The 24,025-nt window shown below is 46.3% G+C and carries 21 protein-coding genes; 2 read left to right on the plus strand and 19 right to left on the minus strand.

Annotated elements, in window-relative coordinates; genetic code table 11:
• Nucleotides 1-262: 262 nt before the first annotated feature.
• The 12 genes from lysS to pth all read right to left on the minus strand — a co-directional run bounded on the left by lysS (nt 263) and on the right by pth (nt 15,478).
• Nucleotides 263-1,768, minus strand: a complete 1,506-nt coding sequence (gene lysS / locus FD47_RS03155; RefSeq protein ID WP_008213334.1) for a lysine--tRNA ligase — start codon at nt 1,766-1,768, stop codon at nt 263-265.
• A gap of 55 nt (nt 1,769-1,823) precedes the next feature.
• Complete coding sequence (dusB, locus tag FD47_RS03160; protein WP_054733072.1) at nt 1,824-2,831, minus strand: tRNA dihydrouridine synthase DusB; 1,008 nt, start codon at nt 2,829-2,831, stop codon at nt 1,824-1,826.
• Nucleotides 2,832-2,933: 102 nt separating this feature from the next.
• Complete coding sequence (gene hslO, locus FD47_RS03165; protein ID WP_056980039.1) at nt 2,934-3,830, minus strand: Hsp33 family molecular chaperone HslO; 897 nt, start codon at nt 3,828-3,830, stop codon at nt 2,934-2,936.
• Nucleotides 3,831-4,049: 219 nt separating this feature from the next.
• On the minus strand, nt 4,050-6,188 hold the full coding sequence (gene ftsH / locus FD47_RS03170; RefSeq protein WP_054733070.1) for an ATP-dependent zinc metalloprotease FtsH: 2,139 nt from the start codon (nt 6,186-6,188) through the stop codon (nt 4,050-4,052).
• Between the two features lie 70 nt (nt 6,189-6,258).
• Nucleotides 6,259-6,801 (minus strand): hypoxanthine phosphoribosyltransferase, encoded by a 543-nt coding sequence (hpt, locus tag FD47_RS03175; RefSeq protein WP_054733066.1) that lies wholly within the window; start codon nt 6,799-6,801, stop codon nt 6,259-6,261.
• Nucleotides 6,794-8,194, minus strand: coding sequence for a tRNA lysidine(34) synthetase TilS (gene tilS / locus FD47_RS03180; protein ID WP_056980040.1), 1,401 nt, complete (start codon nt 8,192-8,194; stop codon nt 6,794-6,796). Before tilS ends, hpt begins: the two co-directional genes overlap by 8 nt.
• Before the next feature lie 92 nt (nt 8,195-8,286).
• On the minus strand, nt 8,287-8,799 hold the full coding sequence (locus FD47_RS03185) for a S1 domain-containing RNA-binding protein (RefSeq protein WP_008213325.1): 513 nt from the start codon (nt 8,797-8,799) through the stop codon (nt 8,287-8,289).
• A 209-nt stretch (nt 8,800-9,008) separates the two neighbouring features.
• The gene (locus FD47_RS03190) at nt 9,009-9,416 is read right to left on the minus strand and encodes an FtsB family cell division protein (protein WP_054733057.1); all 408 of its coding nucleotides are present in this window, start codon (nt 9,414-9,416) and stop codon (nt 9,009-9,011) included.
• Between the two features lie 93 nt (nt 9,417-9,509).
• The gene (locus tag FD47_RS03195) at nt 9,510-9,782 is read right to left on the minus strand and encodes an RNA-binding S4 domain-containing protein (RefSeq protein WP_008213323.1); all 273 of its coding nucleotides are present in this window, start codon (nt 9,780-9,782) and stop codon (nt 9,510-9,512) included.
• A gap of 27 nt (nt 9,783-9,809) precedes the next feature.
• On the minus strand, nt 9,810-11,378 hold the full coding sequence (locus FD47_RS03200) for a putative polysaccharide biosynthesis protein (RefSeq protein WP_056980041.1): 1,569 nt from the start codon (nt 11,376-11,378) through the stop codon (nt 9,810-9,812).
• Nucleotides 11,368-14,901, minus strand: a complete 3,534-nt coding sequence (gene mfd, locus FD47_RS03205; RefSeq protein WP_056980042.1) for a transcription-repair coupling factor — start codon at nt 14,899-14,901, stop codon at nt 11,368-11,370. The genes FD47_RS03200 and mfd overlap by 11 nt, the downstream gene beginning before the upstream one ends.
• A 16-nt stretch (nt 14,902-14,917) precedes the next feature.
• Nucleotides 14,918-15,478 carry an aminoacyl-tRNA hydrolase gene (gene pth, locus FD47_RS03210; protein ID WP_054733055.1) on the minus strand — a complete coding sequence of 187 codons (561 nt, stop codon included), beginning with the start codon at nt 15,476-15,478 and terminating at the stop codon, nt 14,918-14,920.
• 373 nt (nt 15,479-15,851) lie between these two features.
• On the opposite strand from pth, the gene FD47_RS03215 reads away from it, so the two are divergent.
• Together FD47_RS03215 and cbpA are read left to right on the plus strand one after the other, a co-directional pair.
• Nucleotides 15,852-16,808 (plus strand): L-lactate dehydrogenase, encoded by a 957-nt coding sequence (locus FD47_RS03215; protein ID WP_054733053.1) that lies wholly within the window; start codon nt 15,852-15,854, stop codon nt 16,806-16,808.
• Nucleotides 16,809-17,098: 290 nt separating this feature from the next.
• A complete protein-coding gene (cbpA, locus tag FD47_RS03220; RefSeq protein ID WP_008213317.1) occupies nt 17,099-17,743 on the plus strand; it encodes a cyclic di-AMP binding protein CbpA in 645 nt (214 codons plus the stop codon).
• 183 nt (nt 17,744-17,926) lie between these two features.
• Here the strand turns inward: cbpA and FD47_RS03225 are convergent, their stop codons facing one another.
• The 7 genes from FD47_RS03225 to cshA form a co-directional block, all read right to left on the minus strand.
• Nucleotides 17,927-19,402 carry an MFS transporter gene (locus FD47_RS03225; protein WP_054733050.1) on the minus strand — a complete coding sequence of 492 codons (1,476 nt, stop codon included), beginning with the start codon at nt 19,400-19,402 and terminating at the stop codon, nt 17,927-17,929.
• A 23-nt stretch (nt 19,403-19,425) separates the two neighbouring features.
• Nucleotides 19,426-19,812 (minus strand): HsmA family protein, encoded by a 387-nt coding sequence (locus FD47_RS03230; RefSeq protein ID WP_056980043.1) that lies wholly within the window; start codon nt 19,810-19,812, stop codon nt 19,426-19,428.
• Nucleotides 19,813-20,082: 270 nt separating this feature from the next.
• Complete coding sequence (locus tag FD47_RS03235; RefSeq protein ID WP_008213314.1) at nt 20,083-20,463, minus strand: type II toxin-antitoxin system PemK/MazF family toxin; 381 nt, start codon at nt 20,461-20,463, stop codon at nt 20,083-20,085.
• 14 nt (nt 20,464-20,477) lie between these two features.
• Nucleotides 20,478-20,762: a hypothetical protein gene (locus FD47_RS03240; RefSeq protein ID WP_040537852.1), complete on the minus strand. Its 285-nt coding sequence runs from the start codon at nt 20,760-20,762 to the stop codon at nt 20,478-20,480.
• Between the two features lie 72 nt (nt 20,763-20,834).
• Nucleotides 20,835-21,959: an alanine racemase gene (gene alr, locus FD47_RS03245; protein WP_054733047.1), complete on the minus strand. Its 1,125-nt coding sequence runs from the start codon at nt 21,957-21,959 to the stop codon at nt 20,835-20,837.
• Nucleotides 21,960-21,962: 3 nt separating this feature from the next.
• The gene (gene acpS, locus FD47_RS03250; protein ID WP_054733044.1) at nt 21,963-22,328 is read right to left on the minus strand and encodes a holo-ACP synthase; all 366 of its coding nucleotides are present in this window, start codon (nt 22,326-22,328) and stop codon (nt 21,963-21,965) included.
• A gap of 130 nt (nt 22,329-22,458) precedes the next feature.
• Nucleotides 22,459-23,970: a degradosome RNA helicase CshA gene (gene cshA / locus FD47_RS03255; protein WP_008213309.1), complete on the minus strand. Its 1,512-nt coding sequence runs from the start codon at nt 23,968-23,970 to the stop codon at nt 22,459-22,461.
• Nucleotides 23,971-24,025: the final 55 nt, after the last annotated feature.

The raw sequence follows: 24,025 nt of genomic DNA on the forward strand, positions 1-24,025 counted from the left end.
TATACCTAAAATTCAGCGTTTCGTCAAGGGAAATGTGAAAACAAATCACGGATCTGTGACCAAAAAGCTGATAAAACCCGGATGAAAAAAAACCGTATTCTTCAAATCACGAACGATAGCCACATTTTATCCGGATGCCGTTCGTTTATAAAGTGGTATAGGTGAAACAAACGGCCAACTGAGCCAAACCGCATTCGGCTTTTTAGTGACAAAAAAAGCTCCACAAAATCAAAAGATTTTATAGAACTTCAATCAATTTTAGTTATTCAGTTTGGGAATTGTCTTCCGGACGCATTGTTGGGAACAGGAGGACATCCCGAATAGACGGGGCATCAGTCAATAACATAACCAAACGATCAATACCGATTCCCAGACCACCAGTTGGCGGCATTCCGTATTCCAAGGCCTCAACGTAATCTTCATCGATACCCTCAGCCTCGTCATTACCTTCTTGACGTTCCTTGACCTGCGCCTCAAATCGCTGGCGTTGATCAATTGGATCATTCAATTCGGTAAAGGCGTTTGCAAACTCATTGGTTAAAATGTAGAGCTCGAACCGATCAGTAAAACGCGGATCGTCAGCGTTCTTCTTAGCCAGAGGTGAGATTTCAACCGGATGGCCATAAATAAACGTTGGCTGTTCCAATTTAGGCTGAACCAACTCTTCAAAGAAGGCATTGATGATATGACCGGTCTTCCACCATTTCTCGTAATGAATATGATGTTCATCGGCCAATTTCTTGGCATCTTCATCACTCATCGGTTTCCAGAAATCAATCCCAGTGTACTCTTTAATCGCATCAACCATATGTTGACGTTTAAATTCCTTGCTGAGATCAATCGTATGGCCCTGATAAGTAATGATATTATCATCCGTCACCGCTTTGGCAGCAGCCTTAAAAATGCCCTCAGTCTCATCCATGACGTCGTGAAAATCATAATAGGCAACGTATGATTCAAGCATGGTGAATTCAGGATTATGCCGCGTATCCATTCCTTCGTTCCGGAAAACCCGGCCAATTTCATAAACCCGTTCCATGCCGCCGACAATCAAACGCTTTAAATGAAGTTCGAGCGCAATCCGCAGATAAAGATCGATGTTCAGAGCATTATGATGGGTAATGAATGGGCGAGCGTTCGCACCACCGGCCTGATTATGTAACACCGGTGTTTCAACTTCCAGATAGTCATGAGAATCCAAATAACTGCGAATCGCCGTGATAATGTGGCTCCGCTTATGGAAACGTTCAAAGCTTTCAGGATTTGAAATCAAATCAAGATATCGTTGCCGATAGACCTGCTCCTTATCTTGAAGGCCGTGCCATTTATCTGGTAATGGGCGAAGTGCCTTGGACAAAAAGGTGACTGACTCGGCACGAACGGTTAATTCACCCATATCAGTCTTAATAATTTGTCCTTTGATTCCTAAATGATCACCAATATCTGAACGCTTGAAAATATGGTAAACGTCGTCGCCAACGATGTCTTTACGAACGTATATCTGTATCTTACCGGTGCGGTCTTGGAGATCGGCAAAGCCGACTTTTCCCTTACCACGCTTTGCCATCATTCGACCAGCGATGGTCACCTTTTTATCCATATCCATCAGGTCATCTTTATCGATATCATCGAATTCCCGGTGAAGTTGCGCAGCGAGATGTGAGCGAACAAACCGATGTCCAAACGGATCGATTCCCTCTTCACGTAATTCATTCATCTTTTGTCGCCGAACGATCATTTGATCATTCATTTCTTTATCCTTGGCCAATGTCTAACCTCCTACGAAAATAAGCTATTTAAATGATACCACAAAAATGGCTGCTTTATTGGGCCATTCGTTGACGAGTCGCTTGACGCTTGGCGTTTTTCTCCAGAAATTCGTCAAAAATGTCGTCCATCGCCTGTTCTCCCTCGGCATTGACAATGGCGACCTTCGTCCGAGCAGAATGGGAAATCCCTTTAAGGTAATAGCCGGCCTGGCCGCGAAATTCATGGGATCCCGCGTGATCCCCCTTCAGTTCAACCAAACGATGCAAATGCTCCTTGGCAGTCCTAATTTTTTCTTCAGGAGTAGGGGTTGGTAATAGCTCGCCAGTTTCAAGATAGTGGGTAACTTGCGTCAGAATCCAAGGATTCCCTTCGACTGCTCGCCCCATCATCACCGCGTCTGCGCCCACTTCATCAAGCATCTTTTTAGCATCTTGGGGGGTGCGAACATCCCCATTGCCCATAAAGGGAATGTGAATTTCCTCGGCCACCTGTTTGAGAATATCCCAGTTTGCATGACCCATATACATTTGCTTGCGAGTCCGGCCATGCATTGCGAGGGCGGATGCACCCGCCCGTTCAGCAGCCAACGCGTTTTCAACCGCATAGATATGGTCTTCGTCCCAACCAGTCCGCATCTTAACGGTTACCGGCTTTTTAACGGCATCGGTGACGTAGGAAACCATCTCATATACTTTCTTAGGGTCCAACAACCAACGAGCGCCGGCATCAGTTTTAACGACCTTATTAACCGGACAGCCCATGTTAATATCGATAATATCGGCAGCCGTATGCTGATCAACGAATTTAGCTGCTTGGACCAACGTCTCCTTGGTACCGCCGAATATTTGAATACTCATTGGGTGTTCCTTGGGATCGACAAACATCATATCAAGGGTTTTTTTATTCTTATACATAATGCCGCGGTCCGAAATCATTTCGCAGACAACCAATCCAGCGCCATATTCCTTACAAATAATTCGAAAAGCTGAATTCGTCACCCCAGCCATGGGTGCAACAACCACCTGGTTGGGAATCGTGACGTCGCCAATTTTCCATTCCATATATTTCACCTCAAAATTCAATTCTCATTCATGTAAAAGTCTGCCTTGTATATTATCACATCTTCGTATATTATCACATCTTCGCCAAATTGAATACCAGACTTACTTGCTTTGGCGGGCTTTTGCCGTCGCAATAATGGCCGCCAACTCGTCATCGTTGTAATGATACTTCGACTGGCAGAAATTACACGTCACGTTAATTTCGTGGTCTTCTTTCATCATGGTTTCAAGCTGGGCAACCGACAATCCGGTCAGGTCCCGGGCAAACTTTTCCTTAGAACAATTACAATAAAATTCAACCGGCATTTTCGAAAGGAAGTGTAAGTTTCCCTTGCCAAAAATCAAGTGCAGGATGTCTTCTGGGGTTTGATTATCCATCAACAACTGCGAAATTTGGGGAATCTGCTTGATCCGATCAATCACCTTATTGATCGCCTCATCAGTCGTGCCAGGAAGCGTTTGAACCATATAACCACCAGCAGCCCCCACGGAAAGATCATCGTTGACGTATACCGAAACGCCAACAACCGACGGAATTTGTTCTGATTGGGCAAGGTAATAGGTTAAATCATCACCAATTTCACCAGATGCCAGGGGAACGCTACTCGTATAGGGGTCATCATGTTCGGAAGCCCGCGTTACTTCAAGAAAGCCGTTGGTGCCCACCGCTTCGCCAATGCGTGCCTGATGCTGAGAAGTGGCCGGAATGCTGAATTGAGGATGCTGAAGATACCCCTTCACACGCCCCTGTGAATCTCCGTCGGCCACAATTTGCCCGAGGGGTCCCTTCCCATCAACTTTAACGGTTATCGCTTCACCATTCTTATCCACCGAAGTCGCCAGCATGATCGTGCCAATAAGTGTCCGGCCAAGGGCGGTAATTGCAACCGGTGAAGTGTGATGATCTTTCTGTGCCGTGGCAACGGTTGCCGTTGCATTGGTGGCATAGGCCCGAAACATGCCATCTGTAGTGGTGGCCTTTACTAAATAATCTTTCATAACATCGTCTCCATTCTCAAAATAAACAGTTAAATAGTATCCAAGTACGTAAGACGCCAACGACTCATTTAACCAGCTTCAATTTTAACCGTATAAAGGATTCGCTTTCTCGCCTGTTAGTAAATGGTTTTGAATCACACGCCGTGATTATAAAATATTTGGAACAAAAGATGAGGCTGAGACAACGTGTTTGTCCCAGCCTCATTCCTATTCGTTAATCTAGTTACGATCGTCAGGATCCTGTTGATCTGGATGATCGTGATTTTGATTTTGATCGTTTTGTGAAACATCATCGGGCTTTTCCTGATCATCAGACCCATTCGTAGAATCTTTGGGTTGATCATCTGAACCATCCTGATTTTGCTTTTCAAGTTCCGCTTGACGTTCAGCCTCTTTACGTTCCAATTCCCGCTTGGCTTCTTCGAAAGTTGCCGCCCGTTCACTTGGAAATTCACTTGTCTTGGCGCTTTCTGGCATCTTACCAGTGTTCCAAAGGGAGAGAATTTGCTTTTCATCAAGGGTCTCATACTTCAGTAAAGCTTGGGCAATCAACTTATGCTTGTCACGATGCTCTTCAATAATCTTCTTGGCAGTTTCATGAGCTTCATTCGTCAAACGACGAACTTCTTCATCAACTGCGGCGGCAGTTTCTTGAGAGTAACGCGGGCCATAAGTATCTTGAGCGGGATTTTCCAATTGAACGTTGCCTAAACGTTCACTCATCCCGTATTGGGTAACCATGGCACGAGCAATGTTAGTTGCCTGTTCAAAGTCGTTTGAAGCACCAGATGACTGGGACTTGAAGACGATTTCTTCGGCGGCTCGGCCACCCATTAAACCAGCGATTTGCTCCATGGCATCTCGTTTGGACATGAGTTGCTGATCCTCACGCGGCAGCATGATTGCGTACCCGCCAGCTCGCCCACGAGGGACAATTGTTACCTTATGGACAACCCGAGCGTCATTCAGAACCAAGCCAACCACGGTATGACCAGCCTCATGATAAGCAACGGTCTCCCGTTCCTCTTTGGAAATGACCCGGTTGCGTTTGGCAGGTCCGGCAATCACCCGATCTTCGGCTTCGTCAATATCACTGGCGTCAATCTTGGTCTTGTTACGCCGAGCGGCAAGTAAAGCTGCTTCGTTTAACAGGTTGGCAAGATCGGCCCCAACAAATCCTGGCGTCTGCTTGGCAATTTCATGAAGGTCAACGTCGTTGGCAAACGGCTTATTCTGAGAGTGAACTTTCAGAATTGCCTCTCGCCCATTAATGTCAGGACGACCAACCAAAATCTTCCGGTCGAAACGACCAGGACGGGTTAAGGCAGGATCCAACACGTCAGCACGGTTGGTAGCAGCAATAACGATCACGCCTTCATTCCCACTAAAACCGTCCATTTCAACCAACAGTTGGTTCAAAGTTTGTTCACGTTCATCATGTCCGCCGCCCATACCGGCACCCCGGCGACGACCAACGGCATCAATTTCATCAATGAAGATGATGGCTGGCGCAGCCTTCTTGGCTTGATCAAACAAGTCACGAACACGGCTGGCACCAACACCAACGAACATTTCAACGAAATCTGAACCTGAAATTGAGTAAAACGGTACGCCAGCTTCACCGGCAACCGCTTTAGCAAGCAACGTTTTACCAGTGCCGGGAGGCCCTTCCAAAAGAACCCCATGTGGAATCGTCGCACCCAAGGTAGTGAATTTACGAGGATCTTTCAGGAACTCAACAACTTCAACCAGTTCCTGCTTTTCTTCCTCTTCACCGGCGACATCTGAGAATCGGACCTTATTTTGCTTACTGTCGGCTGGCTTGGCCTTGGATTTGCCAAAGTTCATCACTCTGCCATTTCCGCCGCCTTGGCCACCAGCACGGCCCATCATCATGTAAAAGAACCATACAAATAACAGTAGCGGCAAGACGTAAACTAATAAGTTTACCCAAAAGCCACTTGACTCTTCAGGCTTTGCATTCATCTTAATATTGTTCGACTGCGCAGCCTTGGTGATTTCAGCAATTGAGGAGTTATTCTCAAGGACGCTAGTGGTAAATTTGGTAACGTTCTTGGACTGGCTCTGATTTCCAGAGTTAAACAGACCAGTCGTCACCTTTGCCTTTTGGCCCTGTCGGTACTCACCGGTTACTTTGTAAACACCGCCTGAAGGCTGGATTGAAAAGCTTTTTACCTTGTCATTTTTTAAGTCCTTCACAAATTGACTTGATTGGACCTCTTGTGATTGGGTAGTCTGATTACTTCCGTTAAAGAAGTAGATAACCCCCATGATCAGCAGGAAAATGACAATGTAAAATAGACTATTTTTAAAAAGCCCATTTTTATTTGAGTTCATCAACGTCCTCCTCAAAAAATTAATTCATGTTGATAGTCAAAATACTACCACAATTGACTAAGTTTGACCATTAATTGTTTGTATAAATCTCAGGTTTTAGTACCCCAATGTAAGGCAGGTTTCGATACTTTTCATCATAATCCAAACCATACCCCACTACAAACTCATTCGGAACCTGAAACCCGATAAAATCGGACTTCGCCTCAACCTGGCGGCCCTCAGGCTTATCCAGCAGCGTGCAAACCTTGATGGATTTAGCCCCCCGCTCGGAAAGATTGGTCATCAAAAACTTAAGTGTCCGCCCGGTGTCAACGATATCTTCAATAATCAGAACATCCCTGCCGGCGACGTCCGTTGAAATATCCGTAATGAGGTCAACCCGGCCTGAAGACTGAGTTGCTCCATGATAACTTGAAACATCAATGAAATCAATTTCCATGTATGTATCAATCTCACGGACGATATCAGACATAAAGAACGTTGCACCCTTTAAGACCCCGATGACGACCGGGACTTTATCGGCATACGTTTTCTGGATTTGTTGCCCAAGTCTGCTGCACGCCGCGTGAATCTCGTCAGTACTGTAAAGTACCTTTAAAATGTCGTTATCCATTATCAATTCCTTTTCTTTCTAAAAATGACTGATTACTTTCGACCAAGTACAATTGCGGAGCATCTGGGTTAATCATTGGCCGACTTTTGATCCCCAAAACCGCTAAAACATCGCCAGTCGCAGCGACCAACACCGAAACCCGTTCGCGACGGTCATTAGGTACCTTTGCGTCGATTAAGACCCGGTGGACCTTTTGATGGCCGCCATTTTTGAGGGCAATCCGGTCACCGTGATGCCAAGGACGCACCATCGCTGGCAGCTGCTCAGCCGTTAACCTCATGGCTGTCACCTTGTAGCGGCCGTCCGGTCGTTTGTGAAAAAGGCCAAACCGGCCGCCTGCTTGAAGCGAATACCAACGGTCTAATATTACCATAAATTGCTGAGCTTTTTCAGCCGGAATTACCGGCTGGTGGTCTTTTTTACGAATAATCAGCTTCCCGTACGATTTAATCACCATCCCGCCATGTGGCAGCGGCATGGTTGCCTGGGGAAGCGCGGAATTAAGGACCAGGTTGTTCAACTGCTGGCGGGCGCCGTGAGTCACGTCAACGATTCCCATGCGTTTTTCAATCACGAACGCCAGTATCAGGGAAAGTCCCTGTCTGGAAGTGGGAAGCTGATTAAGATTCAATACCATTTCATTTTGATCCGAACTTTTAGTCGCCGCTTGATCTACCACGGCGCCCACCAGTTCGTCAGTCGCATCCAGGTAATCAGTGAGTTGTTGAGAATATTCGCGAAAATGGCGTAACACATGCGGATTTTCCCGCTTTAATTCTGGCAGCACCTGGTGACGAATCCGATTACGCTCAATCCCAAGATCCCGATTAGTCGCGTCCTCGAACCAGGTGAGATGCTGATCGGCAGCGTAACCGCGAATTTCCTGCTTGCTCATATCCAGCAGTGGCCGAACAAGCTTCCCGTTGGCGATTGATCGGCAGTCGGCAATCCCGACTAACGATGCCAATTGACCGCCCCGAACCAATTTCATGAGCATCGTTTCCGCCAAATCATCACCGTGATGCGCGGTAAGCAAGACGGCCGCGTGCCATTTATCCAACACCTGGCCAAAAAACCGGTAGCGAAATTTGCGGGCGGCCGTTTCAATCCCCCCACCAGGATGTTGGGCTTTTGGCCAAGTCGTCATTGCCAGTGTTAATTGATGAGCCTGACAGTAGTCCTTGATAAAAGCCGTTTCCTGGCGGCTTTGGTCACGAAGTTGATGATCCACGTAGGCAACAATCACTTCCGGGGCCTTTGTGGCCAAGTGCTGGAGCAAATCCAGCAGCACCATGGAATCAACCCCGGTTGAAACTGCGACAACCACCCGTTGGCCGGCCTGCCACCAATCATTTTGCTGAACGATTTGGTCAAATTTTTGCTGTAATGTCATGGTGCCCCCCTTTTTTCAACGATAAATAAAAAATCGGCACCAAGCCATTCAGCCCTGTGCCAATTCTTCAGCTATTTTAACGATAACGCATTTTAACTTCGTCTACCGCCACGACCACCGCGCTTACCCTCGGTGTTCTTTCGCAGCGTTGCAAGCCGATCTTCGCTTTGCTTTAGGAAACCTGACATTAAGTCATCGAAGCTCTCTGGTCGGTTACTTGAATGGCCACCATGATTATTGCCATGATTATTACGGGAATGATGCCCATAATTCTCATGAGACTCATGACCATTTTCACGATCATGTTCGTGGCCGCCATGGTGAGAATAATTACTGTGATTGGATTCGTGATGACCCTCGGATTCTGATGAATCTTGCGCCTTTCGAATGGAAAGACTGATCTTGTTGTTACCCTCAATCTTTAAAACCTTGACGGTAACTTCATCACCGACTTTTAAGACATCATGAATATCCTTAACAAATCCGTCAGAAACTTCGCTGATATGAACTAGACCAGTTCGATGATCACCTAAATCAATAAATGCACCAAAATTTGTAATTCCGGAAACTTTACCGTTAACTTTTTCCCCAACTTCAATTGCCATTAAAAAAATTGTTCCTCCTAAAGTTCTAAGTGTAACCAGTATAGCATATTTAATTTTAGTTCGGGAAATCTAATTAAAAATTCATGAGGCAATCCTTCATCAGATTTCCAAATTGCGGCTGGGCATCCCCAACCATTCAAAAAAGATGACCGCTGAAGTGACAGCAATCATCAATCATTTATCACAGTTTTATAATGAACTTCAAACTACTACTGATCGTCATCATTCACGTCTTTGGGGGCCTGGTTCGGAAAACTATAAACCGTTTCCCCAGGCTTCGTGTAGTAATAACGATCCCGAATCAATTGTTCAACATAATTTTTATCATTAAGTTGTGAAACCTCTGCAGTTAGCCGCTTATGGGTCGCTTGAACCTTCTTAGCCCGTTTCTCCTGCTTGGTAATTTGCACGTTAACCGAAGCATAATTGACCTTCGCCCGGACAATTTGGACAGCAAAAATCAACGCAAAGAACATGAATACAGCCATGATGAGGCAAGCCCGTTTCTTCCGGCGACGGCGGATTGAGGCTGCAGCCTGAGCATGTTGAAAGTCCCGCTCACGTTGCCGGGTGTAGGAATTATCGAGTTTTCTAATCTTCTGCCGTTGTTGATCCATGTTCAATCCCCCTGATAAAACACTTTCTAAAGTTAAATTATAGCAATAAAAAAATGTTTGTCTATACCATCGGGACGTTCTTAAGAATTAAATTTACTCATTTTTGTAATCGCGTTCATAATCTTCTGAGACAATCTCATACATTCGCTGCGCATCGTCCTTTTTCGTGGTGTCCAATAACTCTTTAACCCGGATCGTGAGGGTCTTGTTACCAAACTTAATCACCAGGGTATCATTGGGGCTCACTTCGGAAGAAGACTTAGCCGTCCGGTCGTTAATGGTGATTCGGCCCTGGTCGGCAATTTCTTTGGCAACGGAACGACGCTTGATAATTCTGGAAACTTTCAAAAATTTATCGATTCTCATCTAGTGTGCATCCTTTCAATATTTCGCTTAAATTTTTAGTAATCGCATCAACCGACCAATCATCGGAATTGCAAACCATTCTCGAAGTGAAAAAACGTTAAGCACCCGGCAGCCAAGCAGAAAAATCCCGACGCCGACCGGAATACCGATCACCACTTCAATCATGGCACTCATTCGTGTTAATGGAATTTGAAAGCCCACCGCAATGCCACTCGTGATGAGCTTAACTAGCACGCTCATCGCAGCCAGCACCACCAGGAGTTTGAGAACCTGCAATCCGTTAAACAGATGGGCAAGCTGGCGGGCCGCTAAAACTCGGAGAACAATCATCATCACAAGCAGGCCGATCAGGGTTGCAGCGCTTGCCCCCATAGCCGAAAATCTTGCCACAAGCCAATGATTGATCAAGATTTTGACGATCACCCCGCTGATAATTGCCGCCATCGTCGCCCGGTACCGGCCAACGGCTTGAAGAATGGTGCTGGCGGTCAAAATGATCGTCACCAACACAATGCTGACGCAATAAACGCCAATCGTCAAGCTCAAGTCAGCCGAGGAAAACAACAGTGTATTGATCTGGGGCATCAAAACAAACAATCCGGCACTCATGGCCAAAGCCAGCGCAAAATTAACCCGCATCTCTGTCGCCGCCAAATGGTCAAACGTCGTCTGTTGGCCCCTTCCATGAGCTAACGAGAGACTTGGCAGCGCGGCAGTGGTTGACGCCATTGTAACCACCATTCCCAACTGAACCAAGGTTTGCGAACGATCGTAGATTCCCTTCAGATTCTGGGCGGCGGCAAATGATAAGCCAAAATGCCGCAGACCAGCAACCACGGAAAAGGAATCAACCAGTTGTAGCAAAAGCATAACGGCTGAGACCAGGCAAAGCGTTCCGCCTTCAAAAATCAATCGGCGAAACAAAGGGGTTAAGTTTGCCCGTTTCGAAGGCCTTGGAAGTTGTTTCCGACGCACCGTAAAGAGCAGGACGAGAAGTGCACAAGCCCCAGCAACCGGGGCTGAGAACATTGCCAACTCCCCAATCATATAGGGATCTGCCCCCGCGTGAATCGCCCAGCCGGCAATCACTAAGATAACCGTGACCCGAACCACTTGTTCAATGACCTGGGAATATGCGGTTGGCCCCATCTCCAGCCTGCCCTGAAAATAACCCCGCCAGGTTGCTAAAAAAGGGGTAAACAGAAACATCCAGCTCACCGCGCGAATGACGGGTGCCAAATGGCCGTCAGTCATGGCCAACGCGATGGTTTGCGCGCCAAACTGCAATCCTAGAAAGATGATAAGTGAAATGATACTCAGAAAGACCTGCAGTCGCCGAATTAAGGCAATTTGATCAGCAGGATCCCGAACGTCTACTACCAGTTTGGAAATAAACATCGGCAGCCCATTTAGGGCAAACGTCATTCCAATCCCATAAATGGGATAAATCTGTTGGTAAACGTAAAAGCCGACGTTACCAACCATGTTCTGAAACGGCACCCGGTAAACGGCACTTAATAATTTGGCAATGAACGCGCTGGCGGTTAACACGAAGGTCCCGGTTAAGACCTGCTTGCGGCGGGAATTATTTGTCATTGGAAGTTACCTTGCTGCTGTGGTGCTGCTTTCGCCGGTTAGCCAGCGATTGGTTCAGGGCAATAATTTGGTCGAGCCAATCAGTCATGTTGGGCTGAACCGTCAAAACGATCTGGTATTTATGATCGGCACTGTTAATCGTTGCTCTGAATTTCGTTGCGGCAATCGCTGCCAACAGTTCCTTACTGCTAAATTCGTCACTGGCTTGCGGGGCAAAGGTTAACGTGACTCGGGGGCCGTCTTGGTGAATTTTATCGATCATCGACTCGTCCGAATACATCTTCATCTCAGCGATTTTCAGCAAATTGGCCACCGGCTGCCCGTAATCACCAAATCGATCGATCAAATCATCATCAACTTCGTGAAGCTGATCCTCGTTTTCAATTTGGCGAATGCGTTTATAAATTTCAATTTTTTGTTGGTTATCCTGAATGTAGCTGCTTGGTAAGTATGCCTCAACGTCCAGTTCAATGGTCGTGTCAGTTTTAAAGGCCACCTTGCGACCGCGCTTCTTGGCAACGGCATCCCCCAGCATCTGGGTATACAGGTCATAGCCAACGGAATCAACGAAGCCGTGCTGTTGCTTTCCGAGTAGATTCCCAGCGCCCCGAATTGATAGGTCCCGCATCGCAATTTTGAAGCCGGACCCCAATTCAGTAAAATCACGAATGGCCTCCAGGCGCTTTTCACCGATTTCTGTCAGTACCTTATTGGGTTGATACATAAAGTAGGCGTACGCCACCCGACTGCTGCGGCCAATTCGTCCTCGCAACTGGTACAGCTGGGAGAGTCCCATATGATCGGCATTTTCCACGAACAGCGTGTTGACATTGGGAATGTCAACGCCCGTCTCAATGATTGTCGTGGTCACTAACACGTCGTATTCGCCGTTAATAAAGTCATAGAGAATATCTTCCAGTTGATTTTCAGTCATCTGGCCATGAATGTAGGCAACCCGGGCTTCGGGAACCAGCTCAGAAATTTGCTCAACGGTTTTTTCAATGTCTTCAACCCGATTATGCAGGTAAAAGACCTGGCCGCCACGAGCCATTTCCCGGGTAATTGCTTCCCGGATCGTCCCGGCATTTTGTTCAAGGACGTATGTCTGAATGGGATACCGGTTTGAAGGCGGCGTCTCGATGACCGAAAGATCACGAACCCCCATCATTGACATATTGAGCGTTCGCGGAATTGGCGTCGCGGTCAATGTCAATACATCAACGTCGGTCCGCATTTCCTTAATCCGTTCCTTATGCTTGACGCCAAATCGTTGTTCCTCATCAATGATTAGTAGCCCAAGATTGTTAAATTGAACATCCTTGGACAATAATCGATGAGTGCCAACCACAATATCAACCGTGCCGTTTTTGAGACCGGCTAGCGTTTCGCGAACCTGGGCAGTCGTTTGGAACCGTGACAGCACCCGAACTTCGATGGGATAGTCGGCGAACCGATCCATCATCGTATCGTAATGCTGCTGCGCCAAAATAGTTGTTGGCACCAGAAAAGCGACCTGTTTGCCAACTTCAACGGCTTTGAATGCCGCGCGCAACGCCACTTCGGTCTTACCATAACCAACATCACCAACTAACAAGCGGTCCATGGGCTTTGGATGTTCCATATCACGCTTAATTTCGTCAGCACTTCGTAATTGATCAGGCGTTTCAGTATAGGGAAACCGCGCTTCAAATTCCGCTTGCAGTGAATCATCCTTTGGATAGGCATAGCCTTTCTCAGCGTCCCGTTTGGCGTACAAATCAATCAAGTCGTCGGCAATATCTTCAATCTTCGAAGCAACTTTTCGCTTTGTCTTCTGCCACTCACCACCACCAAGCTTATTGATCCGCGGCTTTTTATCTTCGGACGAAACGTACTTTTGAATCAGGTTTAACTGGGTGACGGGAATGAAGAGCTTGGCACTATCCCGATAAGAAATCGTCAGATAGTCCTGGTGCTTGCCGTCAACTTCCATCGTTTTCATACCTTCATACCGCCCAATTCCGTGATTAACATGAACCACGTAGTCGCCGGGCTTTAAGTCGGTATAACTCTTAATTCGTTCAGCATTGTTAAAGGTTGTCTGCCGGGGCCGCTTTTTCACGACCGTCCCAAACATTTCTTTTTCGGTGACGATTACTAAGTTGGCGCTTGGCAGCTCAAAGCCGTTGTCTAAGTTACCAGCGACTAACTGAACCGTGTGCGCCAGAAGATGATCACGATCGGTTTGAGTCGCGTTTATTTCGAAGTCGGCCAACGTCTGGGCAACTTTCTGCAGTCGCTGCGCGCTGGCAACCATGATAATCACGGTCTGTTTTTGTTTCTGCCATCGTCCGGTTTCTGTCCGCAGCATGGGCATCTGTGAAAAGAACTGCTGCATCGGCCGCACGGTGATATTCACAATTGCGTCAAGCCGCATCCGGCCAAGCCCCTTTTGAAACAGGGACAGAATTAAAGTGGCTTTTGAATTCTTTTTAAAAATGGTTTTAAAATCATTCGTGTAATTAGTTGTTTTGAGCAGTTCATGATTCTTTAACTTGTCGGCCAACCAAACGTTATCATCACTTTCCAGCTGGCGTTCAGAATCGGTAATTCGGGAATAATCGTCATAAATGACAACCCCATCCTCAGTCAAATAATCCAACAATGAGTGGGACTGATCATAAAATTGGTTAGCAAACAGCAGCCACTTCGGATCGTTCAATCCATTCTCAAGATCCATGATCTGCGGTTCGATCGTGTTTTGAAGCTTCTTGGCCGCGTCATCATCTAAATCAGCCATTTCACTGGTCAATTCCCCACGGAGTTGCTTGGCAACCTTTTGCCGTTGGTCATTGTCGATGAGCAAATCGGTTGCTGGCAAAATATCGATCTTATCAATATTTTTAATACTACGTTGATTTCCCACGTCAAACGTTCTCATCGAATCAACTTCAGTATCAAAAAAATCAATCCGAACGGGGTCCTGATTGTTTAACGGAAAAATATCGAGAATTGAGCCGCGAATCGAAAAGTCACCCGGCGCCGCAACCAATTTTTGAAAGGCGTACCCCATTTGGTGGAGTTTCAACTTTAGTGCTTCAAGATCGTAGTCTGAATCCATATCAATGGTTAACTTGGCACTTTTAAACTGTTCGGGTGCCGGAAGAAGCCGTTTCAACCCTGAAACGGACGTCACGATCACTGCCGGTTCACCACTAATGAGCTGATTGAGCGCTAATACCCGTTGGGCCTTATACTCTGGCGAACTTGTCGCTAACTCGGCAGCGCCCATTTCCTCGACTGGAAATTCAAACACCTGATCATCGGCAAGCAGATTACTCAGATCACCAGTCAATTGATCCGCATGAAAAAGCGTGTCGACGATAACGACAATTGGTTTACCACTGGCCTTCAACAGGTTATCGATCAAAAGCGTCCGTGCAGACCCGCCAATGCCGGTAACCAACTGACGGCTTTTGGGCTTTAGATTTGATTCAATTTGAGTAAACTGAGGACTCTTAGAAAGTATTTGATCAAATTGCAACGTTATCGTCCTTTCACTAATTGTACCGATTTTCCAGTTCAGGGATACTGGTACCGTCGACCCAGTCTTCCAGCGCGTTTACAGCGTGATCACTGGCCATTTTAAATTCAGGGAGCTGATCCTTGGAGAATCGGCCGAGAACATAATTGACAACCGTATTATTTTTGGCCGGGTGTTGAATGCCAACTCGAATGCGACAAAAGTTTTCAGAGCCAAGATTGGCAATGATACTTTTAATTCCGTTGTGGCCGCCGGCAGATCCCTTGTCCTTGATGCGAATCTTGCCGATGGGTAAATCCATATCATCATGAACGACAATCACGTCTTCTGGTTTCACGTCGAAATAGTCCATTAAGGGCTTGACAGCAACGCCAGAATCATTCATAAACGTCGTGGGTTCGACCACCAAGACCTTGGTGCCATTCAAAAAATCCGATCCCAACTTGGCGTTCATCTTCCGGGTTTTAATGTTAATGCCGTGCTTCTTAGCAAACGCTTCGACAACCATAAAGCCGGTATTATGGCGGGTCCCGTCATATTGGGGACCAATATTGCCTAATCCAACAATCATCTTCATCAAAATTATTTCCTCACATTCTGACAACACAAAAGGCTGAACCAAAAAGTTCAGCAGCTACGATTAACTCGTTGTCAATTATCTGTTTTTCTTAAAAAGTTTGTCCGGTAAATTATAGCATATTGCGTCAATATTTGGGTGTCAACTCATCGATCGGCTCGCCAAATTCCCAGCTGAATTTTGGGCAGAAAAAATCATTAGAAAATGGTGGTTTGATGACAAACGTTTTTGAATTGGTCTAGATACATACTGAGCAAGCCTGAGATGTCGGAAAAATGCAGATGGAAGCGTTCTAATCAAAATATTATAAACCAATTTGTGAAACCAAAAACGACCCTGTGGTATAATTATGGTGATATTAAATGAATAGGAGATGATTCTTTTGGCTCTAAAACGTCAAAAAGTTGCATTAATTGGTGATGGCGCGGTTGGTTCTTCATATGCATTTGCAATGATGCAGCAGGGACTTGCTGAAGACTTTGTAATTGTCGATGTGATCAAGGAACGAACGGTTGGTGATGCCCTGGATCTTGAAGATGCTCAAGTATTCACCTCACCTAAGACTGTTTACTCAGGTGATTACGAAGATTGTAAAGATGCTGATTTAGCTGTTATCACCGCTGGTGCACCTCAAAAACCCGGTGAAACCCGTTTGGATTTGGTTAACAAGAACTTGAAGATTATGCAGGCGATTATTAAACCACTAGTTGCTTCAGGATTTAAGGGGATCATCGTTGTGGCTGCCAACCCAGTTGATATTTTGACTTACGCAGCTCAAAAATTCTCAGGATTCCCAAAGAACCGGGTATTCGGAAGCGGCACATCGCTGGATACTTCACGTCTGCGGGTTGCCTTGGGCAAGAAGCTGAATCTCAGTTCACAATCAGTTGATGCCTACATTCTTGGTGAACATGGGGATTCAGAATTCGCCGCATACTCCGCTGCTCGAATTGGCGGCCAGCCATTCTTGGACGTTGCCAAAAAAGCCGGTTTATCCGATGACGACTTGGATACCATTGAGGATGAAGTTCGTCACAAGGCCTACGAAATTATTAACCGTAAGGGCGCAACCTTCTATGGTGTTGCAACCTGCTTGATGAGAATTTCACGGGCAATCTTACGGGATGAAAATGCCATTCTCCCCGTTGGCGCCCCAATGGACGGCGAATATGGTTTGACCGATGTTTACATTGGTTCACCTGCCATTATCAACGGTTCTGGAATCGCTCAAGTGATCGAAGTCCCATTGAATGACAAAGAAAAGGCTCAGATGACTGCATCAGCTGAGACCCTTCAAAAGACAACCAAGGATGGCATGGCTGCTCTGTAATCGGGCGCTTATGACTCCTCTGGTCAAAATCAAAGTGGCGACAACTCAAATTGTCGCCACTTTTTGTATGGATTGGTGAGTAAGGCCACAACATCCCCATCATCTAAACGCCCAACTGGTTTGGGCCGATCAATTCATTTGTTGCGGATGTTCTCCGCCAAGAAAAGCGCTCACTCACCCCATTTCTAATTTTGTGAAATAATCATGAGAACTTTCCATTTCTAACGGTACTGTTCTTGGGACCGCTATGGTATGATAATCATATATAGTCTAAGTTGGAGGAATTTAAAATGTTATTAAAAACACTTGTTAAACCCAAAGAACGGTTAATCACTGTCAAGGAGGACGCCACCCTTGAAGAAGCCCTCAAAATTCTTGAGGATTCTGGCTACCGATGTGTGCCGATTCTTGATGAAACCGGCACTATCTTCCGTGGCAACATTTATAAAATGCACATTTATCGCCACAAATCCCGAGGCGGTGACATGTCGCTGCCAGTCACCACCCTTCTCAAAAACGCCACTAAATTTGTTAACGTTAACTCCGCGTTCTTTCAAGTGTTCTTCTCCATCAAAGATCTTCCCTACATCGCGGTTTTAGACGCTCGCAATAACTTCTACGGGATTCTCACCCATACGCGATTATTAGATATGCTGTCTCAGTCTTGGAACGTCAACATCGGCAGTTACGTCCTGACAGTGGTCGCCAGTGGTGAACGGGGTGACCTTGAAGAAATCGCCAAAATCATCACTAAATACACCAACATCGCCAGCGTCATTTCGTTGGACGCCCAAGAAGGTGAACTGGTTCACCGGATCATGTTTACCCTCCCTGCGGAAGTTGATCAGGATCGCCTGAACAGAATTATTGCCGCTCTGGAACGAAAAGAATTCCGGGTTCCAGAAGTCGAAAACCTCAAAGAAGAAAACAAATAGTGTCAATGGCGACTTTCGCACGATTGTAATCACCATCAAGCAACGTCGCTAACCACCAACCTAATCACAAACATTCGTAAACTTGCCCGAAATTCCGGCCAATCGATTTTAGCCGGGTAACTAAAAGATGACCACCCAACTTTGGATGGCCATCTTTTTTGCTTACTGACTGAAATTTAACGATCACGCGGCCACTTGGCGCCGCTTCAGGTACCAGCCACCAACGGCAATGATCAAAGACGCAACGATTGCAACGACAAACAGATTGGCGTAGGCAGCCTGCGCGGTACGGTAAAAGATCCGCAGCAGCCCAGCTTGATCTTGAGCAGTCGACTGTAATAACTGGCGGTAATAGGCTTCAAGCGATTCCTTCATGGGAATCCGGCTAAAGCCATTTTGGATCACCGTCGCATAGATGGTTGGGGCAATTGTCAATCCAACTTGCCGGCTAACCGAAAGGGTTCCTAATGCCACGCCGTTCTGCTTTGGGCCGGCAAAGTGAGCCATCAATACCGAAAGCTGTGCGCCCATGAGCATCCCAAAGCCAACCCCCGCGAGCGTTGAAGCGCCAAGAAACCAGCCGGTTGACGGACTGAAAAAGCCAATCGCCCCGAACCCAATTGCGGAAAGAATTCCGGATACAACCACCGTTTTAGCCGCCCCCAATTTGGAAACCAAGGTCCCGCCAACTCCAGCACCGACAATTGAGCCAAGCCCAATGCCGCTCATCCAAATCCCGCTGTTATCCGCGGAAACACCATAGCGCTGTTCAACGAAGCTCGGAATAAAGACAAAGATTGCAATCAGCATTCCTGACAATAGCCCCATTGTCAGCGTCAGCAGAAACCCTTGATTCTTCAGAAGTTGGTAGGGTAAAAATGGATCAGTTTTCTCAGACACCCGCTTCTCCAGCATCACAAAAATTCCGAATGACAAAATTCCAAGAACCAGAATCCCCCAAACTTGTGGCGTTAGCAAGCTTGCTAGCAAGTGACCGCTTTGTAAGTTGGTAATGGCCAACATGACCGCAAAGATCCCGAGGCTCAAAAAGATCAGGCCCTTTAAATCCAAACGTTTGATATGACTGCCCTTGGTCTCCGGAATGGCGATAAAGCCGGCAATTAACACAAAGATTGCGATTGGCAAATTAATCAGAAATAACCAATTCCAACGACCGGTTGTGTTTAAAATCAGGCTTCCCAAGTTAGGGCCAACGACCGATGCAATGCCGTTCACCGCTCCCAGGGCGCCTAATAAGCCGCCCTGGGCTTCCTTAGGATAAGTAGACAGAACGTGACTGGAGGCAATAATAAAGATGCCGCCACCACCAACTGACTGGATGATTCGAGCAGCCAGAAACAGCGTAAAGCTTGGGCTGAGGGCTACCAACAGCGACCCAACCGCAAAAATAGCAATTTCAATCAGAAATAATTTTCGTCTGCCATACTTGTCGGCAAGCTTGCCAATAATTGGCGTGGAAATTGCCATTCCCAAGGTGTAAAGGGTGATTCCCCAAGTTCCTTGAACCTCGCTTACGTGAAATGAATAGTTAATACTTGTTAAGGCGCTTGCGATAATCCCATTATCCAGGGCCGACATGAATACCCCAATGATGAGGATGACCATCGCAAATGTCTTATGATCTACCTTTTTTACCATCTATTTAAAACTCCCTCCCAAAATTAATGACTCATCCCAACGACGAGGCCGGCAATGTATGGTATCAGCCAGAATAGCCAAACAACCAGGCTAAAACGATGAAAAGTCTGTTTGGCTTTTTGTGAGCCTTTGACTAGCACGTAAACCGCCCAAGCAAAATGAAAGGCCATTAAAGCAATTGCGGCAACTCCCGTGACTTGATGAAGACCAGTCCCAGCGGTTGGCCCCGACGCATTTGCAATCATTGACATAATTGTCGTCCCGGTTGAGTCAAACACTAACCCCAGGCCGAAGAAGCCAAGATGCCGTAACTTCAGTGATCCTGACCGACGCTCGGAGAAAACCCCAGTCGTATAAAAGACAAGTGCCAGTGAAATTGTGATAATCGCTAATATTAATTGTACGTTCATTTTTAAATTCCTCCAATGGTTTTTAAGTGACATCGTGTCACTTTTATCATTGGAAATAGTATATCACAGTCGGTGACACTTCGTCACTATTTTTCTATCAAAAAACTCAATCCCGGTATTTTGAGTTCTTACCGAAGATTGAGCCTCCAAGCGCGGGCCATTGTCACGCAAGCTTATTTTAAACTGTTATAAAATGACCGGTTAATTATCACGTTCACATTTTCCAAGGACGTCGATTCACACCGATGCCGCTTTATGTATTCTGATCTCTCAGCCGTTCTTGCCTAATCCCAAACTAATCCGAATCGCCTTATCTACCTTCGCCATGGTCGAATTATTTAGATGGGTCACCTTGTCCTTCAATCGCTGTTTATCAATCGTTCTGATCTGCTCCAGCAAAATGACCGAATCACGTTCAATCCCGTTATTGGCGGAAATTCCAACGTGGGTTGGCATTTTGGGTTTCGAGATCCGTGCGGTGATCGCAGCAACAATGACGGTTGGGCTGTAATGGTTGCCGATGTCATTTTGAACAATTAACACCGGACGCATTCCCCCCTGTTCGGAACCGACAACGGGTGATAAATCAGCGTAGAAAATGTCTCCGCGTTTAAAAATAACGTCAGTCACCCTCACACCTCCCATCGTCATACCATGTCACTAAATTATTCAAAACTCCGTAATCTTCGTCGATACTGGGCGAGATGCACATCGGCATCTTCTTCACAGCATGAAAAATCGTGGCTGATTTCACGGTTCAAGTTCGCCATTTCGCGGTACCCTTTCATCAGTCCACTAATCAACTTTGGATCATCAAAAAAATAATTAATTGCAATTTCAACCGCTGCACTCTCAGAAACGCCCATCGTCGTTGAAAATTGATCCAACCGGTCTGCAACTCGATCATTAATCATTACAGAAAATTGCTTGTGATTAGTCGCCTTTTTCATCGTAATATCCCCTATTTTCCAGATTACTGTACCTTCTAATATACCATGAAAGCGTGAATAAAGCAGTAGCATTTAGACATATTTTCTTCGAAGCCGTTCACCAAATTCGCAAATCACTTCATAATTAATTGTGCCGATATAGTCGGCCATGTCATCAACCGTGACTTGGCGATCGCCCGACTTACCGATAATTGTGACCGTTGTCCCGGCAGCATAGGATTTTGGCAGCCGAATCATAAATTGATCCATACAAACCCGGCCGACAATCGGGCAAGGCTGACCATCCACCAAAACTGAGAATCCCTGCATCTTTCGCGGAAAGCCATCCGCGTAACCTACCGGAACGGTTCCGATCCACTGATCCTCATCGGCAGTGTAAGTGGCGCCATAACCAACCGATTTGCCCTTGGCGATTTTCTTAACGTAGCTGAGACCAGCTGTAAACGTCAACGCGGGATGCAGGTCGTAGGGAAGCTTGGTAATCTCTCTGCCAGAAGGATTCAAGCCATAGGTCGAAATCCCATAGCGCACCATGTTGGCGCCGCATACGTGGTGCCAAAGACTGGTTGCCGTATTCGCAACGTGGACATAGCGCGGTTTATGAGCAACAACTGCCATCAATTCCTGAAAGTTTGCATACTGCTTCTTAAAGTAGGCATCATCCTTACTGTCAGCAGTGGCAAAATGGGTAAAAATGCCCTCAAAAATAAAGACATCCTGATGGGTTTGAAGGGTTTCAAGTCCCGCTGTTAATTCAGCCGGGGTTTGAAAGCCAATCCGCCCCATTCCGGTATCCAGAGCAACATGAATCGCCAATTTAGGCAGTCGCGGGTCAACCGCCATCGCCGTTGCAGCTTCCTCTAACCAGTCAGTCGCACTAATCGTGAGGGCGATATGATTTTCGGCTGCCAAAGGAGCTAACGTGGGATCCGTAATGCCCAACACAAGAATTGGCTCGTTGAACCCGGCTTCGCGAAGCTCCAGGGCCTCCTCTAAGATGGCCACACAAAATCCTTTTGCACCGGCTTTTTCAGCAATTCTGGCCACCTGAATCGCCCCGTGGCCATAACCATTAGCCTTCAAAACAATAAATAAATCCGTTTGGTCATCAGTGTGCTGAACAGCGTTTTTGACGTTGTTGAAGATCGCCTGCTGATTAATAACAAGTTGTGCGTTACGCAAGGTTCCAACAGTCATTCTTTATCCTCGATTCTTTTGTTCTAAGATTACTTCGGTCATCACAATGTCATTGGTATGGGATATTGAAACAAAGGCATTCCCATCAAAGGGGTGGGTCACCACCACGGGCTTTCCCTGGGCATTGTCAACAATTGTTAAATCTTGAAATCGAACTGCCGATCCAAGTCCGGACCCGTATGCCTTAGAATACGACTCCTTTGCTGAAAACCTGCCAGCCACGTATTCAATTCTTCGCTTATCGGACATTGGTTCAAGCTGATCAATTTCTTGTTTAGTTAGAACCCGGTCAATGAAATGATGGTTATGCGCAACCGCTGACCGAATTCTCGCGATATCTGTGACGTCTATTCCAAGCCCAGCAATCATTTAAATCTCCCCACATGTTAAAAAAGTTACAATTAATAATACCATATTTTATTATGTAAGTAGCAAAAACTGGCACAAAAATGAATTTGCCCCAGCTTTGCCATATCCCTATTAATAAAGGGTTATTTAATTATTTGTTTTTAATCGTGAACCGGCGTTTGCTTCCTGAATGGTGATCATCCTTATGGCTGCGTTCCCGGTTGCCACCGTTGCTATGATGACCCCGGTTACGGCCAGAATTACGATCGCTATTGCCACGATGATTCCAGTGGCCACCGCCACCATGCCGGTTATTATTGCGACCACGGCCGCCGCTACCATGATGTCGTCGTGACAATGGTCGTTCAGGTGTAATCTTAACCTTCACGTAATCACGGGTAACGTCATTCAATAGGGCAGCTACCAAGTCAGTTGCTTCATATTCTTCGAGCAGCTTGTCAGCCATCTCTTCATATTTTTCAGTATTCGTCTTCTTGATCAGTTCACCAATGTCAGATTCGGCATTACTTAACTGGCCAACAAAGGCTTCATGCTCTGTTGGGGGCTTCAAAGGCAGCATGCGCACCTTGGTTAACTTCTCAATTTCGTGAAGATAGTCCATTTCGTTCGGGGTGGTAAACGTAATTGAAACCCCATGTTTACCGGCACGGCCCGTCCGGCCAACCCGGTGAACATACCCATCGGGATCTTGTGGAATATCGTAATTATAAACGTGCGTAACCCCAGAGATATCAATTCCTCGGGCCGCAACGTCGGTTGCAACCAGGATGTCGATCTTTCCCTGCTTAAACTCGTTCATAATCTGGGTTCGGCGAGCCTGAGTCAGGTCACCATGCAATCCAGCGGCCTTATATCCTCGAGCTTCCAATCCCTTAGAAACTTCGTCAACCCGGCGCTTAGTCCGACAGAAGACGATCGTCACTTCAGGATCTTGAACATCGAAGAATCGGGTCATGGTGTCGAACTTCTCGTATTCCTTAACCCGAACGTAATACTGATCGATTAAATCAGTGGTTAATTCCTTTGCCTTAATTTTAACTTGATGAGGATCGCGCATAAACTGAACGCCAACCCGTTTGATTTGCGGGGGCATCGTTGCTGAGAAAAGCAGCGTCTGCCGATCTTCGGGGGTTTGCTTGATGATCGATTCAATATCATCAAGAAAGCCCATGTTCAGCATTTCGTCGGCTTCATCAAGGACAAGCGTTTTAATGTGCGCTAACTTCAATGTATGACGACTAATGTGATCTAAAATTCGCCCGGGAGTTCCCACAATGATCTGGGGATGACTCTTCAAGGCATTAATTTGACGACGAATGTCTGCGCCGCCATAGACAACCTGAACTTTAGCCTTTTCATCTTTACCAAGACGATAAATTTCTTCTTGCGTCTGAATGGCTAATTCACGGGTTGGTGAAATGATCAGTGCCTGAACGTTTGGATTGTCAAAATCCAAATTCTGCAGAATCGGCAAACCAAATGCGGCGGTCTTTCCTGTCCCGGTTTGGGCCTGACCAATAACGTCTTCACCTTTGAGAACCATTGGAATGGTTTCAGCTTGAATGGGCGTGGCTTCTTCAAAACCACTGCTTGAAATTGCTGAAAGTAAGCTGTCCGATAGTCCTAGTTCACTAAACTTCAAATATGTTTCCTCCTATATTTGGAACACTAGCAGTTCCGTAATTAACTGAAAAAAG

Origin of the sequence: Lentilactobacillus parafarraginis DSM 18390 = JCM 14109, from assembly GCF_001435895.1 — a bacterium.
GTDB lineage: Bacteria > Bacillota > Bacilli > Lactobacillales > Lactobacillaceae > Lentilactobacillus > Lentilactobacillus parafarraginis.

Excerpts from the sequence above, each read along its gene's own strand:
- dusB (WP_054733072.1), bottom strand. The coding sequence starts at position 2,831 with ATGGAATGGAAAATTGGCGACGTCACGATTCCCAACCAGGTGGTTGTT.
- hslO (WP_056980039.1), bottom strand. The coding sequence starts at position 3,830 with ATGAAAGATTATTTAGTAAAGGCCACCACTACAGATGGCATGTTTCGG.
- ftsH (WP_054733070.1), bottom strand. The coding sequence starts at position 6,188 with ATGAACTCAAATAAAAATGGGCTTTTTAAAAATAGTCTATTTTACATT.
- hpt (WP_054733066.1), bottom strand. The coding sequence starts at position 6,801 with ATGGATAACGACATTTTAAAGGTACTTTACAGTACTGACGAGATTCAC.
- tilS (WP_056980040.1), bottom strand. The coding sequence starts at position 8,194 with ATGACATTACAGCAAAAATTTGACCAAATCGTTCAGCAAAATGATTGG.
- FD47_RS03185 (WP_008213325.1), bottom strand. The coding sequence starts at position 8,799 with ATGGCAATTGAAGTTGGGGAAAAAGTTAACGGTAAAGTTTCCGGAATT.
- FD47_RS03190 (WP_054733057.1), bottom strand. The coding sequence starts at position 9,416 with ATGGATCAACAACGGCAGAAGATTAGAAAACTCGATAATTCCTACACC.
- FD47_RS03195 (WP_008213323.1), bottom strand. The coding sequence starts at position 9,782 with ATGAGAATCGATAAATTTTTGAAAGTTTCCAGAATTATCAAGCGTCGT.
- FD47_RS03200 (WP_056980041.1), bottom strand. The coding sequence starts at position 11,378 with ATGACAAATAATTCCCGCCGCAAGCAGGTCTTAACCGGGACCTTCGTG.
- pth (WP_054733055.1), bottom strand. The coding sequence starts at position 15,478 with ATGAAGATGATTGTTGGATTAGGCAATATTGGTCCCCAATATGACGGG.
- FD47_RS03215 (WP_054733053.1), top strand. The coding sequence starts at position 15,852 with ATGATTCTTTTGGCTCTAAAACGTCAAAAAGTTGCATTAATTGGTGAT.
- cbpA (WP_008213317.1), top strand. The coding sequence starts at position 17,099 with ATGTTATTAAAAACACTTGTTAAACCCAAAGAACGGTTAATCACTGTC.
- FD47_RS03225 (WP_054733050.1), bottom strand. The coding sequence starts at position 19,402 with ATGGTAAAAAAGGTAGATCATAAGACATTTGCGATGGTCATCCTCATC.
- FD47_RS03230 (WP_056980043.1), bottom strand. The coding sequence starts at position 19,812 with ATGAACGTACAATTAATATTAGCGATTATCACAATTTCACTGGCACTT.
- FD47_RS03235 (WP_008213314.1), bottom strand. The coding sequence starts at position 20,463 with ATGACGATGGGAGGTGTGAGGGTGACTGACGTTATTTTTAAACGCGGA.
- FD47_RS03240 (WP_040537852.1), bottom strand. The coding sequence starts at position 20,762 with ATGAAAAAGGCGACTAATCACAAGCAATTTTCTGTAATGATTAATGAT.
- alr (WP_054733047.1), bottom strand. The coding sequence starts at position 21,959 with ATGACTGTTGGAACCTTGCGTAACGCACAACTTGTTATTAATCAGCAG.
- acpS (WP_054733044.1), bottom strand. The coding sequence starts at position 22,328 with ATGATTGCTGGGCTTGGAATAGACGTCACAGATATCGCGAGAATTCGG.